Source organism: Aestuariivivens sediminicola (genome assembly GCF_022662015.1).
GTDB classification, from domain to species: domain Bacteria; phylum Bacteroidota; class Bacteroidia; order Flavobacteriales; family Flavobacteriaceae; genus Aestuariivivens; species Aestuariivivens sediminicola.
In genome coordinates, this window is the sequence record NZ_JAKMCM010000004.1 from 323,657 (window position 1) to 336,832 (window position 13,176).

Below are 13,176 nucleotides of genomic sequence, written 5' to 3' on the forward strand. Positions count from 1 at the left end.
CTATTAAAATATGTTCAAAAATAAGAAATAGGTATAATATACCCGACTACAAAACGCTTTTAATTACATTAGACTTTGAGACTGTCTCATCCCATTCACTCGCGGGGTCTGATAGGCTGGTAATTCCACCACCAACATAGAGTATGGCCTGATTTTCCTTTAGTTGCATGCACCGTAAATTGACATAAAGTTGGGTGTAGTGGGTTTGTGTTTTGTAGGCCCTATGCTCAATGTTTCTAACACTTGACCTGGGATGTCGTTTTTTTTCAAAATTCAATTCTCCAAGAAAACCGGTATAAAACTCCCGATCGTAATCCTCATTGGCCTTGATAAATGCCATCGCTTCATTTTTAGGTACGCCACAGACTGCTGGTGTAGGATGTAATGTCCTGAGCAATTGCCTCATATCCCTAGCTGTCGATTTCAAGGTGCCCGATATGGTTGATTTTAGATGTAATAAATTCCCGGATCGGGTCGTCTCTACTTCTGAAACACGGATATTCTCAGCTGAGGTCTTTAAGTTGGAGACAATAAAATCGGTAACATACTGCTGCTCCTGACGTTCCTTTGTTTTCCATTCGACATCAACTGTCCCCTGATATACCTGTGTTCCCGCCAGAGCCATTACCGAAAGTCTTTTGTTTTCAACACGGATAAGCGTTTCCGGTGTTGCTCCAAGCCATAGGCCTATTTTGGGATGATACCACAAATACACGAAAGCCCTGGAATAGCGATGCAGTAATTTTTTAAAAATTCTTAAAGGATCAGGATCCGTCAGTTCAATAGCTTCACTTCTGGACAGCACGACCTTCTGGAGATTCGATTGTTCTATTTCATTGACACCCTTGGCAACCAAATCCATATGACGCTCTTTTGAGGCCGGGTTCTGGTTATTATCCAATCCATTGATATAAAAGTCTGATTCAGTAACCTCAGGTTCTGACATACTGCATCTGTCGGAACCCTCTAGTGGTATTAAAATGGTTTCTTCTTCTTGATTGTAAGGTGAAAATACAAAACCGCTTTCAGTGAAATCCTGAGTGTAAATTAGGGTGTCCGATTTTTGAAACAAGGCATTTACCTGCGTTTCATTGGGCTTTCTATAGGCTACAAAAGGCAGTCCGGACTCCCATTGTGTTCTTAGGCTTTCGAAAAAAAGAGCAGATGTCATTCGGCAGTTCTGGGGAGGGATATGGTGGTTAATTTACATAGGGAAATAAGGTTATTCTGTTCGTCAGTCACTCTGATTTCCAACAACTGGGTACTTCTTCCCTTGTGCACAAATGATGCCCTGGCATAAACATAGCCTTCCCTGACACTTTTTAAATGGTTCGCAGACAACTCTATACCACGAACAAAATACCTTTCAATATCCGTAAAAAAATGGGTAGCAAAACTGCCCATGCTTTCCGCAAGCGCGAGGGTTGCTCCACCATGCAACACCCCATCGGGTTGGTGCACTTTCGGTGTTACGGGCATTCGTCCTATGATAAAGTCCTCTCCATAGTCAATAACCTCAATATTCAGGGTCTCCATCAGTGTATTTTTACATATCCTGTTGGCTTCAAGGATTACCGCTTCCTTCGATAATGGCATAGATAACTCAGTTTTGTATGCCGCAAAAATACAAAATAGGGACGACTAGGTTAGAATAAGTTAAACTAAATTATATTTGCGCTATAGATGTAATTTCACCGACATGCTGGCTCCAACTTTAGAAAACCATCGCGTAAGGCTCTCCCCTTTGGGAATGGGCAACTACCATCGTTTATTGAACATTGCTCAAGAAGAAAACCTCATTCAGTACTCACCCAGTGCTATCTCCACTCCGGAAGCCTTGAAGGACTATGTACAGCATGCTGTTGACGGACTTTACCATAAAACAATTATTCCATTTATGGTATACGACAAGGAAAAAGCAGCCTATGCGGGAAGTACCCGTTTTGGTTTGATCAATTGGCACAATAAAGTACTGCATATTGGATGGACCTGGATTGGAAAAGAATTTCAGGGTAGCGGTCTGAACAAACACATGAAGTTTTTAATGTTAGAATATGCGTTTGAATCCTTGCGATTTGAAAAGGTGGAATTCCGCATTGATGAGCGTAACCTGAGGTCCCGAAGGGCTGTAGAAAAAATAGGGGCTACCCTGGAAGGCATTTTAAGAAAGGACACCGTGATGTTAGACGGTTTTAGAAGAAGCACCTGCTGCTATGGGATTTTAAAAGAGGAATGGTACCCAATAAAAACTTCCGTCTTCGACGATTTTTAACATGTCCGTTTTGTTCACTGTTTTAAAAAATCTCCTGAGGCGATGCGTTTCAGATCTGTGATGGGAAGATTATACAGATACACCCAGGACTTGTAAATCGGGTGATCCTGCACATAAACATCAATGATTTCTCTGGAATATAACCCATCTTCAACACCTTCATAGGCGTCTAAAACTTTAAAGACCCTTTCTTCATCTTTAAGTTTATAAATTCGTCCGAATACTTTATCTCCTTTATCTTCACTTAGAATTGCTCCCGGATACCAACTTGCCAGATACAATTTCCCCTTAAAATGACCTTTTCCGATAAGCTCCGAGTGTTCCGATAAAAACCGGGACATATCCGTATCAACCCGGTCCAATAAGGTGCCGTAAACAAACAGATATTTTGATCTGGCCATGAAATACCCTATCTATTTGCCGCAATCCAGCGATCAATCTTATCCTCCAGCAATTGTAAAGGAATACAACCTGTTTCTAAAATCTGATCATGGAATTCCTTTATGTCAAAGGCATCTCCCAGTAGTGTTTCTGCTCTGTTTCTCAGTTCAATTATTTTTAATTGTCCGATTTTATAAGACAGTGCCTGTCCCGGATTGGCCATGTAACGCTCAATTTCACTAATAATATCACTTTCCGATTCGGCTTCATTGGCTAAGGAATACGCAATGGCCTGCTCTCGGGTCCACTCTTTAGCATGGATTCCGGTATCCACAACCAAACGAATGGCACGATGAATTTCTGAGCTCAGCATCCCAAAATATTGATAGGGATCTTTATACAGTCCCAATTCCTCACCCATAGATTCCGTATACAGGGCCCAACCTTCTCCGTACGCACTGTACCACAGTGTTTTCCTGAACAGTGGTAAGTCCTCATTTTCCTGCGCCAGCGAGACTTGAAAATGATGCCCTGGAATGGCTTCGTGTAAGAACAGCACCTCTTTGTCAAAAATATTGTATTTGGTGACCTCCGGAATCGGCGTGTAAAAAATACCCGGTTTTGAACCATCCAATGCCCCACGGGTATAGTTGGCCGCCGCTGATTTTTCCCTAAAGGGTTCCGTACGTCGGACCTCAAAAGGGATTTTTGGTTGTTTTTTGAACAACTTATTAATCTGAGGTTGCATTACCTTATGAATACTGTCATAAAAGGCTATAACCTGGGAACGTTCCGTAAAAGGCATCAAATCTGTATTGGTCCTGACATAATCAAAAAAAGCCTTCAAATCGCCCATAAAGCCCACTTTCTCTTTAACGGCCTCCATTTCCCTGTGAATGCGAGCAACCTCGCTCAAACCCAATTGATGAATGGCATCGGCGGTCATCGTAGTGGTTGTATAATTTTTTATTTGATGTTCGTAATACGGCATACCAAGAGGCGTATCGGCAATCCCACTGGATGATCTTCCGGCTTCTAAGTAGTCATTTTTTAAGAAATCGGCCATGGCCTCATGTGCCGGCATGACCTTATTGGATACCATTGTTGCGAAAGCCTGAGCGAGTTTGGCACGTTCCAGATCTGTAAAACTATCGGGCATTAATTTTATGGGACCATAGTACAAGTTATCCTCAATAGGGCCCTCCGACAACGCTTCGAATTGAGGTATGACCTTTACTATTAAGGATTTCGGTAAGACATAACCGGTCGCAATACCCTTTCTCATCTGTTCCATTGCCGATGTCATCCATATGAGGTAGTCATCAACACGCGTCAACCAATTTTCGTAGTCCTCTACAGTATTGAATGGTTGTGCATTGGTACCACTTGCGAACTGATTAAATTTCAGGTTTATTGACCACATCTGATCAATTGGCATCAAATCCTTTTGAAAGGACAGTGCTTCTAGATTAATTGAACAATCCCATTCCAAAACGGCTTTGGTCATGCGCTCCGTCTCCGTTAACAAGGTATCAGGAAACTTATGTATTGCCTGAAGATACTTTTCATGATAGGCCTTCTTTTTTGCTTTGAATTCAGCAGACAAGAGATTTGGGAACTGATCATTATAGCCTGAAATACCTGCCTGGGTCGCTTTAACCGGGTCAAAATAATAGCCTTCCTCACTGTAGTGCTCGACCATTTCGGCAAAGGCAGCATGTATGGGATTTGATTCTGCTTTTTCTTCTTTTTTACATGACAAAAGACAGAGAAACACGAGGCCAAATACGATTGTTTTTTTCATAGTACGCGTAGTTTTGATAAATATAGGTATTTCCTTGAATTGGTCATATTAAAATCTCAATTCCATATGCTGTTCATAATATGGCATTCTAAATGATCTCAAATACCAACATTATTACCTCTAATTCCGGCATGTGGCTCGTTATTGTATGCAGCCTTTACTTTTACACAAACAAACCCTGGTGATGTTAAGCAGATCGATCCTCAAACTGACCAAACGTCAGTTATAATCTCAGTTTACCAGACATTTTGTCTGTAATATTATGGGTGTTTCGGACTGGTAAGGTTATTGAAATATCGAGTTACAAGAAACAAAAATTGACATTATGAACTTAAATAATTTCACTATAAAATCTCAAGAAGCCATTCAACAAGGGCAACAGATTGCTCAGGGCCTCGGACATCAGCAAATTGAAAACGAACACCTGTTTAAAGGTATTCTGGAAGTTGATGAAAACGTCTTACCCTTCCTCTTAAAAAAATTAAATGTCAACTTGCTCATGCTTCAAAAGGCATTGGATAAACAGTTGGAAAGTTTTTCAAAGGTTACGGGTGGCGAATTAATGCTCTCCCGAGAGGCCGGTAAAACCTTGAATGAGGCGAGCATATTGGCTAAAAAAATGAAAGATGACTATGTATCTATCGAACATCTTGTTTTGGCCATTTTTAAATCGAACAGTAAAATAGCCCAGATGTTAAAAGATCAAGGGGTTAGCGAAAAAGGGCTTCAGGCGAGTATTGAGGAACTGCGGCAAGGAGATCGCGTGACTTCTCAAAGTCAGGAAGACACCTACAACTCCTTAAACAAATATGCGAAAAACCTCAACCAGTTGGCCAAAGACGGCAAATTAGACCCCGTAATCGGTCGTGATGAGGAGATTAGAAGAATCCTTCAAATATTATCCCGACGCACGAAAAACAATCCTATATTAGTAGGTGAGCCCGGCACAGGTAAAACCGCCATTGCCGAAGGTTTAGCCCACAGGATAGTGGATGGTGATGTGCCTGAAAATCTTAAAGAGAAACAGATCTTTGCTCTGGACATGGGCGCCCTGATTGCCGGGGCAAAATATAAGGGGGAGTTTGAGGAACGCTTAAAAGCCGTAATTAAGGAAGTTACGACCAGTGAAGGCGATATTGTCCTGTTCATTGACGAGATTCATACACTAGTAGGTGCGGGTGGCGGACAAGGTGCTATGGATGCCGCCAACATTTTAAAACCCGCATTGGCGAGAGGTGAATTAAGGGCTATAGGGGCGACGACCTTGGATGAATATCAGAAGTATTTTGAGAAAGACAAAGCCTTGGAACGTCGTTTTCAAAAGGTTATGGTCGATGAACCGGATACAGAAAGTGCTATTTCCATATTAAGGGGTATTAAGGAAAAATATGAGACTCACCATAAAGTACGTATTAAAGATGAAGCCATTATTGGTGCGGTGGAATTATCACAGCGTTATATTACCAACCGCTTTCTACCGGATAAGGCCATTGACCTCATGGATGAAGCGGCTTCCAAACTGCGAATGGAAATCAATTCCAAACCGGAAGAATTGGATGTATTGGATAGAAAAATCATGCAGTTGGAAATTGAAATTGAGGCCATTAAACGCGAAAAAGATGAAGTCAAATTAAAATCTTTACGATCAGATTTAGCCAATTTCAAAGAACAACGCAATGAGATCAATGCGAAATGGAAAAGTGAAAAAGAAGTTGTCGACAATATTCAGAACACCAAGCAGGATATAGAGAATTTTAAATTGGAGGCCGAACGGGCGGAGCGCGAAGGCGATTATGGTCGCGTAGCCGAACTGCGATATGGTAAGATAAAAGAGGCCCAGGAGCAACTTGAGACCTTTCAAAAGCAACTAGCTGAACACGCGGACAACTCTTTAATCAAAGAAGAGGTCACCTATGACGATATTGCCGAAGTCGTGGCCAAATGGACAGGTATACCGGTAACCAAAATGTTGCAGAGTGAAAGAGAAAAACTGTTAAGGCTGGAAGATGAATTACACAGACGTGTCGTTGGTCAAGATGAAGCCATTGAAGCCGTGAGTGATGCGGTACGCAGAAGTCGTGCGGGATTACAGAACCCGAAAAAACCAATTGGGACCTTCCTGTTTCTTGGGACCACAGGGGTCGGTAAAACCGAATTGGCCAAAGCTTTGGCGGAATACCTGTTTGACGATGAGAATGCAATGACCCGTATTGATATGAGTGAGTATCAGGAACGCCATGCAGTGAGCAGACTGGTTGGTGCACCTCCGGGCTATGTAGGGTATGATGAAGGGGGACAGTTAACAGAAGCAGTAAGACGTAAGCCCTATTCAGTCGTTCTATTGGATGAAATAGAAAAGGCACACCCCGATACATTTAACATCCTTTTGCAGGTTTTGGATGAAGGACGACTAACGGATAACAAAGGACGCGTGGCGGATTTTAAGAATACCATAATTATCATGACCTCGAATATGGGGAGCCATTTGATTCATGAGCGCTTTGAGGCCACAAAGGATCTGGATTCTGCCATAGAATCGGCAAAAGTAGATGTACTTGGCCTATTGAAACAGAGCGTAAGACCGGAATTCTTAAACCGTATTGACGATATCGTAATGTTTACGCCGTTAACACGAGCTGATATTCATGCCATTGTAGGCTTACAGTTAAAACAAATTACCCGGATGATCGGTCAGCAGGGTATCACTTTTGATGCCACGAATGAGGCCGTAGCCTATCTGGCAGAAAAAGGATACAACCCAGAATATGGGGCCAGACCTGTGAAACGCGTTATTCAAAAAGAGGTGCTCAATGCTTTGAGCAAGGAAATATTAGCCGGTAAAATAAGCACGGACAGCATCATTTTACTGGATGCCTTTGATGATAAACTCGTTTTTAGAAATCAGGGTGATCTGGTAAAAGAAGAACTATAAAATATAAGGTTTACCAGTGTAACAATACGAATTTAATTCAGTCTATTAGTTAATTGGTTGGTTAGTTTGAAAAGCAACGTGAATCTCTTTAAAGAGGAGCGTTGCTTTTTATTTTATCGACAAACAATTTAATATTTTCGATGAAATGCAATTTAGTCAGATAATCTGCAATAATTTGAAAACAAACGAGTTATGTCTTATTATAAAAAAAATGCGCATGTCGTTTATCGAATTGTATTGGTCACGGAAACTAATTTTTTATAATTTAGAATTTTGAGTAAGACCCCCAACGCTACTCCATTCCCTTAAATGTTAAACCGTTTACTTATAATCTTTGCATTGTAAGTAAATAAAAAAACCTACTTAATAGCAATGAATATATTGAAACACATTGATTATTCCCTTTTAAAATCCACCACAACAGAACGAGAAATTATTGATTTTTGCCATGATGCCAAAGACAAAGGACTCAACGGTATCTGTATGAACAGTTCATATGTTGCCCTAGCCAAACAACTGTTAAAATACACCGATGTTAAAATTGGCACTGTAGTGGGTTTCCCGTTAGGGGCCATGGCCACGGAAGCAAAGGTCTATGAGGCTAAAAAAGCCGTTGCCGATGGTGCTGATGAGATTGACATGGTCATGAATTTAGGATTTTTGAAAAGTAAAAATTACGTATCTGTATTGAAAGATATCACCGATGTGAAATTGGCCATTGGCAAAGTCCCTTTGAAAGTTGTTCTGGAAATATCTGAAATCAATAAAAATGAAATCATTAAGGCCTGTGAAATCTGCCTTGATGCTAAAGTTGATTACATAAAAACCTCGAGCGGTTTTACAAAGAGTGGTGCGACGCTAACCTGCATTAAAATGATCAAAAAGACCATCAAGAATAGAATTAAAATTATAGCCTCTGGTGGCATTCATGATCTGGAAACTGCAAAAAAATATTTAGAAACCGGGGCACACAGAGTAGATGTTTCAAACCTGATTAAAGTAGATGATCAATCACATGCGTTTTATTAGAATGCTGTAGTAGGCATCGAACAAGGTAAAAAAGGCCGGTTTATTTCATGATATACCGGCTTTTTTTATTGCTTATATGCATTATAAATTGAAGAATAGTTAATACCTTTGATATACAACTACGCAATTACTACTCATTTGACAGCATTACATTCTTATATCGACCATACCCTTTTAAAAGCGACGGCTACAAAAGAGGATATTATTTCACTATGCGAGGAGGCAAAACGGTTTAAATTTCATACCGTTTGTGTGAACAGTGGTTACGTAAGTCTGGCTTATAAACAGCTCCAGAATAGTCCTGTAAAAGTTTGCAGTGTTGTGGGTTTCCCTCTGGGAGCGATGTCTACCGCTTCGAAGGTGACTGAGGCTAAGGATGCTTTAAGCAATGGAGCCGATGAAATAGATATGGTAATACAGGTCGGATTGTTGAAAAGTAAGGATTTTGACGGTGTTTGGAAAGATATAGAGGCCGTAAAACAGGTGATGCCAAATAAGGTGTTAAAAGTGATTTTAGAGACCTGCTATCTGGAGGAATTGGAAATTATCAAAGCCTGTGAACTCGCCGTACAATGTGGTGCCGATTTTGTTAAGACCTCTACAGGCTTCGGCCCGGGTGGTGCCAGAATTGAAGATGTCAACGTTATGAAGCGGGTTGTGGCTTCGAGTGGTACAAAAATAAAAGCATCTGGAGGAATACGAGATGCAAAAACCGCTCTGAAGTTTATTAATCTGGGTGTTGAACGCATAGGAACATCATCCGGTATTGAAATCGTTACGGGGACACGAAGTACATCAGACTATTAATTTATTAAAGCACAGTAGCCATTAAATATAAAATTTCAGCTTAACCTACCGGATCCACAAAACCTTGATAAACTACAAATAACAATGAGTGTACATATTGAAGCTAAAACGGGAGAGATTGCCGAAACCATTTTACTGCCGGGAGACCCTCTTCGTGCAAAATGGATTGCAGAAACCTTTTTTAAAAATCCGGTTTGCTTCAATAAAGTGCGGGGTATGCTCGGTTTTACCGGTGAGCATAATGGCAAAAGGGTCTCTGCAATGGGTACCGGTATGGGGGTTCCTTCCATTTCAATCTATGCACACGAACTAATTAGTGAATACGGAGTGAAAAATCTGATTCGTGTTGGCAGTGCAGGCTCATACCAGGAGCATGTAAAAATAAGAGATATTGTGTTGGCTATGGCAGCCTCTTCGAATTCCGGGGTGAATGAATTGCGATTTGGAGGAGCGGATTATGCCCCTACCGCTAACTTTGAACTCTTTCAAAAAGCTGTGACGGCTGCAAAAATGATGAATATTCCTTTAAAAGCAGGGAATGTCTTCACGTCTGATGAGTTTTATGCCGATGATTTTGAGTCCTATAAAAAGTGGTCTAAATTCGGAGTGCTTTGCGTGGAAATGGAAACGGCCGGACTGTATACTATTGCAGCCAAGCATAACGTCAATGCACTGTCTATATTAACCATATCAGATTCTTTGGTTACAGGTGAACGTACCACACGAAAAGAACGCGAAACAACCTTTAAAGATATGGTAGAAATAGCCCTTGAAATAGCTTAATTTACAACGACTTAACATTAATATTTTTTAATTCTATCTTTGAGAGCAGCGCTAATTCATTCTGCGCAAACAATTGCCCCAGGGATTCCAAATTAACATCCTTTGTCTGAGGTTTGTAATTGTTATAATCTACAAATCGAATACCATCAATATAACGTTCATTAAAAGCCTCTCGAAATCTGTACCCTGTGCCATCAGGCTCGGTATAGGAATAGGCGATGTAATCGGCCTTAAAGCTATCTGTATTGATCCAGTAAATAAACACGTCTTCATGATCTTCACCACCTCCGTCCGCATTAAAAGTGACCCTAATTTTATGATATTCGGCATCCTTTATTTTTGATTTCCCCATGTATGCTTTATTCACCGCCGGATCATTCAAACGATAAGGCAGTACGGAGAAATAATGAACAGCATTAACAGAGGCCTTGTATTTTACGGCCATGGTGTCAGGCAATTCAACTTTGATATTATTGATGTTCCTTGAAAACGTATCATGACTGTCTAAAGCGTCAACTATGGTATCAGAATCCACAATGGTTGTTCTGGTTAATAAAAAATAACCTTGATCTCGACGTGCACTGTAATGTCTGTCTCTGAAATCGAAATCAATCACAGAATGCTTAAACTTCTCGCCTCCGGAGAATTCAATGGAGGTATTAATGATAACATCCGGGTCCGGTGATTTAGCATCAGCACAAGCAACAATCAATGCAACAGAGCACAGCGTGTATTTGATTATTTTCATAAGCTTTTAATTCAAAACCCTTAAACTACAATTTCTCCACCAGGTAGGCTCTTAAACTTTTCTTAAATAGTTATAAGGTTAAATTTAATTTGTTCACCAGTAAACTTTTGACTTAAAATATCATCAGAAGCAGCTTTAAGTTGCAATACCCTTGGATAGCCTCCCGTAGTCTGACAATCCCTCATAAGAATAATTAATTGTCCCGATGGTGTTAACTGAACTGTTCCCGGAAGGACCGGAGAGGTGATAATGGGGTTTAATTCGTTTTTGATAGGTTCCTCCAACTGATATGCCATCCTGCTGTTGTTTTTAGAAATCGTATAACTTCTGGAAAACAACCTCTTTTGCTGAGCCAGAGATAGGTTGTCGAATTCCGGACCTTTATAAACCTCGATAACAGAGGTGTTTAAATAACTGGTATTAACACGTAATTTCGAATGTCCCTCCATGTCAATATCTTGTTTCTGAGCACTGTGCAATGTATCTCCCTTTGCCAATGACGCTTGTTCGGTAATTGCTTTATACATACTATAGCTACCGAGGATGAATTCGGTTTGAAAACCACCCAAAACACCCAGATAGGACCTAAAGCCTTTTTTTAATTTACCAAAACTCAGAATATCCCCTTCACCAACAGCAATAACACTATTGTTATCTATTGGATCCCCGTTTAAAGCAGGCTGCATGAGGGCGCCAGATATACAAATTAAAGTTGGGGTGATGAACTCCAATACCGGTCCAACCATAGTGATCTCCAATACCGGTGCTCCCTTTGGATTTCCCAATAATGCGTTGACCAAACCCGAGGCATAACGATCCATAACACCGGAACGTGGAATACCAAAACCCTGAACCCCATAGCGACCCATATCCTGGATGGTACTAAAAAAACCTGGATCTATTACCTTAATCATGTATCACCTCGCTTTCTAACTGATAGACCTTAGCATCAGCTAAAATCTTGGTATCCCGATATTGTTTGGCAGATATTCGAACAAACTCGATTTCATCTCCCGCCTTTGCAAAACAAGGCTGCTTTTTAGTGGCGTCAAAAAAATGAATCGGAGAATTCCCAATCACATGCCATCCCCCCGGGCTATTAAACGGGTAAATTCCGGTTTGAATTCCACCAATGGCCACAGCACCTTTTTCTATTTCCAATCTGGGCGTTGCCCTGCGTGGCGTATGAAGTAGCGGATCCAATCCACCTAAGTATAAAAACCCGGGCAGAAATCCTATAAAATATACCGTGTATTTTCCCTGAATATGTCGATCGATAATATCTTCTTTTGAAAGTCCTTTTGACTTTGAAAGTGATTCCAAATCCATAGCAAAAGGCGCCTCATAACACACTGGAATCTTCCAACGATTAAATGTATTTACCGTATTTTCAGGCTTGGATCCATACAGCTGTTGCAGCATCTCCAGCTCTCTATTGTAATTAAAATTATTAATTTTGTAATCAATTAATATAGAGCAATATGCATGGATTATTTGAACATTTAAATTAATATATTGTTCATCGATTTTGCGCTTAAAACCAAGGACATCATGTAATATTTCGACATTAATTTTTGCCGGCCATTCGATAAGAATGGCTTGAGCACCATAACGCTTATAGGATAATTGAAACTGCATTATAAAATTTGAACCTTTTTTTCCATTAATCTGTCTCTCAATCCTTCCAGTAAACGAAGGGCTTTTGGATTATCACCATGAACACAAAAGGTATGTGCTTCAATGCTTACTTCTTTTCCACTAACGGTCCTCACCTTTTTTTCCTTGATCATTCTTAGGAGATGATCGTACATGACTCCAGGGTCCTCGATTAAAGCATTCGGTTCATTCCTGGAAACCAAGCTTAAATCGTCGTTATAATTTCGATCTGCAAAGGCCTCATATGTAATAGGTATATGATGCTTCACAGCCATATCGGCTATAACTGATTTAAAGGGTACATACAGGTATACCGGAAATGCAAAGCGCTTTAAAAGTTCAACGATCACCATGGCTATATTTTTATCTTTGGCTGCCAGATTATAAAGTGCACCATGAGGTTTAACATGGTGGAGGCTAACATTGGCATTATCCAAATGATGAATCAGACGACATACCTGTTCTTCAAGAGTTTCATATAAAGCCACATCGGACATATCCATAACGCTTCTACCAAAATTTATTTTATCCGGAAAAGAGGGATGTGCCCCTATCTTAACCCCATGTGATTTTGCCAGACCAATAACAGTTTCCATCGTGCTATCATCACCGGCATGACCGCCACATGCTATATTACAGGACGATATAAGCGGCATTAAAGAAGCCTCGTTGCCAATACCTTCTCCAACATCCGCATTAATATCTATAATAAAAGAATTCAAGGCGAAGCATTTTTAATATGAACTACTAAGTTAATAAGTTAT

13 protein-coding genes are annotated in these 13,176 nt (G+C 40.4%); 5 read left to right on the plus strand and 8 right to left on the minus strand.

The window, feature by feature from the left end; translation table 11 throughout:
- Positions 1–46: 46 nt before the first annotated feature.
- Together MR041_RS11240 and MR041_RS11245 are read right to left on the minus strand one after the other, a co-directional pair.
- The gene (locus MR041_RS11240) at positions 47–1,171 is read right to left on the minus strand and encodes a chorismate-binding protein (protein ID WP_242093951.1); all 1,125 of its coding nucleotides are present in this window, start codon (positions 1,169–1,171) and stop codon (positions 47–49) included.
- The gene (locus tag MR041_RS11245) at positions 1,168–1,596 is read right to left on the minus strand and encodes a PaaI family thioesterase (RefSeq protein WP_242093953.1); all 429 of its coding nucleotides are present in this window, start codon (positions 1,594–1,596) and stop codon (positions 1,168–1,170) included. Before MR041_RS11245 ends, MR041_RS11240 begins: the two co-directional genes overlap by 4 nt.
- Positions 1,597–1,699: 103 nt before the next feature.
- Here MR041_RS11245 and MR041_RS11250 point away from each other — a divergent pair, with 103 nt between their 5' ends.
- Positions 1,700–2,272, plus strand: coding sequence for a GNAT family N-acetyltransferase (locus MR041_RS11250; RefSeq protein WP_242094082.1), 573 nt, complete (start codon positions 1,700–1,702; stop codon positions 2,270–2,272).
- A 14-nt stretch (positions 2,273–2,286) separates the two neighbouring features.
- Here MR041_RS11250 and MR041_RS11255 read toward each other — a convergent pair whose 3' ends face one another.
- Together MR041_RS11255 and MR041_RS11260 are read right to left on the minus strand one after the other, a co-directional pair.
- The gene (locus MR041_RS11255) at positions 2,287–2,673 is read right to left on the minus strand and encodes a gamma-glutamylcyclotransferase family protein (RefSeq protein WP_242093955.1); all 387 of its coding nucleotides are present in this window, start codon (positions 2,671–2,673) and stop codon (positions 2,287–2,289) included.
- 8 nt (positions 2,674–2,681) lie between these two features.
- Positions 2,682–4,457 carry a DUF885 domain-containing protein gene (locus MR041_RS11260; protein ID WP_242093957.1) on the minus strand — a complete coding sequence of 592 codons (1,776 nt, stop codon included), beginning with the start codon at positions 4,455–4,457 and terminating at the stop codon, positions 2,682–2,684.
- A 325-nt stretch (positions 4,458–4,782) separates the two neighbouring features.
- On the opposite strand from MR041_RS11260, the gene clpB reads away from it, so the two are divergent.
- The 4 genes from clpB to deoD all read left to right on the plus strand — a co-directional run bounded on the left by clpB (position 4,783) and on the right by deoD (position 10,008).
- Positions 4,783–7,389, plus strand: coding sequence for an ATP-dependent chaperone ClpB (gene clpB, locus MR041_RS11265; protein ID WP_242093959.1), 2,607 nt, complete (start codon positions 4,783–4,785; stop codon positions 7,387–7,389).
- Between the two features lie 372 nt (positions 7,390–7,761).
- The gene (deoC, locus tag MR041_RS11270; RefSeq protein WP_242093961.1) at positions 7,762–8,418 is read left to right on the plus strand and encodes a deoxyribose-phosphate aldolase; all 657 of its coding nucleotides are present in this window, start codon (positions 7,762–7,764) and stop codon (positions 8,416–8,418) included.
- A 138-nt stretch (positions 8,419–8,556) separates the two neighbouring features.
- Positions 8,557–9,225, plus strand: a complete 669-nt coding sequence (deoC, locus tag MR041_RS11275; protein WP_242093962.1) for a deoxyribose-phosphate aldolase — start codon at positions 8,557–8,559, stop codon at positions 9,223–9,225.
- 84 nt (positions 9,226–9,309) lie between these two features.
- Entirely contained in the window at positions 9,310–10,008 is a 699-nt protein-coding gene (gene deoD, locus MR041_RS11280) for a purine-nucleoside phosphorylase (RefSeq protein WP_242093964.1), read from the plus strand.
- Between the two features lies 1 nt (position 10,009).
- Here deoD and MR041_RS11285 read toward each other — a convergent pair whose 3' ends face one another.
- From MR041_RS11285 to pxpA, 4 genes are all read right to left on the minus strand, one after another.
- Positions 10,010–10,756, minus strand: coding sequence for a DUF6503 family protein (locus tag MR041_RS11285; protein ID WP_242093966.1), 747 nt, complete (start codon positions 10,754–10,756; stop codon positions 10,010–10,012).
- Between the two features lie 62 nt (positions 10,757–10,818).
- The gene (locus MR041_RS11290) at positions 10,819–11,670 is read right to left on the minus strand and encodes a 5-oxoprolinase subunit C family protein (protein ID WP_242093968.1); all 852 of its coding nucleotides are present in this window, start codon (positions 11,668–11,670) and stop codon (positions 10,819–10,821) included.
- Entirely contained in the window at positions 11,663–12,394 is a 732-nt protein-coding gene (pxpB, locus tag MR041_RS11295; protein WP_242093969.1) for a 5-oxoprolinase subunit PxpB, read from the minus strand. Before pxpB ends, MR041_RS11290 begins: the two co-directional genes overlap by 8 nt.
- A complete protein-coding gene (pxpA, locus tag MR041_RS11300) occupies positions 12,394–13,134 on the minus strand; it encodes a 5-oxoprolinase subunit PxpA (protein ID WP_242093971.1) in 741 nt (246 codons plus the stop codon). The genes pxpB and pxpA overlap by 1 nt, the downstream gene beginning before the upstream one ends.
- Between the last annotated feature and the right edge of the window lie 42 nt (positions 13,135–13,176).

Excerpts from the sequence above, each read along its gene's own strand:
- MR041_RS11240 (WP_242093951.1), bottom strand. The coding sequence starts at position 1,171 with ATGACATCTGCTCTTTTTTTCGAAAGCCTAAGAACACAATGGGAGTCC.
- MR041_RS11255 (WP_242093955.1), bottom strand. The coding sequence starts at position 2,673 with ATGGCCAGATCAAAATATCTGTTTGTTTACGGCACCTTATTGGACCGG.
- MR041_RS11250 (WP_242094082.1), top strand. The coding sequence starts at position 1,700 with ATGCTGGCTCCAACTTTAGAAAACCATCGCGTAAGGCTCTCCCCTTTG.
- MR041_RS11285 (WP_242093966.1), bottom strand. The coding sequence starts at position 10,756 with ATGAAAATAATCAAATACACGCTGTGCTCTGTTGCATTGATTGTTGCT.
- clpB (WP_242093959.1), top strand. The coding sequence starts at position 4,783 with ATGAACTTAAATAATTTCACTATAAAATCTCAAGAAGCCATTCAACAA.
- MR041_RS11290 (WP_242093968.1), bottom strand. The coding sequence starts at position 11,670 with ATGATTAAGGTAATAGATCCAGGTTTTTTTAGTACCATCCAGGATATG.
- MR041_RS11260 (WP_242093957.1), bottom strand. The coding sequence starts at position 4,457 with ATGAAAAAAACAATCGTATTTGGCCTCGTGTTTCTCTGTCTTTTGTCA.
- MR041_RS11245 (WP_242093953.1), bottom strand. The coding sequence starts at position 1,596 with ATGCCATTATCGAAGGAAGCGGTAATCCTTGAAGCCAACAGGATATGT.
- deoC (WP_242093961.1), top strand. The coding sequence starts at position 7,762 with ATGAATATATTGAAACACATTGATTATTCCCTTTTAAAATCCACCACA.
- pxpB (WP_242093969.1), bottom strand. The coding sequence starts at position 12,394 with ATGCAGTTTCAATTATCCTATAAGCGTTATGGTGCTCAAGCCATTCTT.
- deoD (WP_242093964.1), top strand. The coding sequence starts at position 9,310 with ATGAGTGTACATATTGAAGCTAAAACGGGAGAGATTGCCGAAACCATT.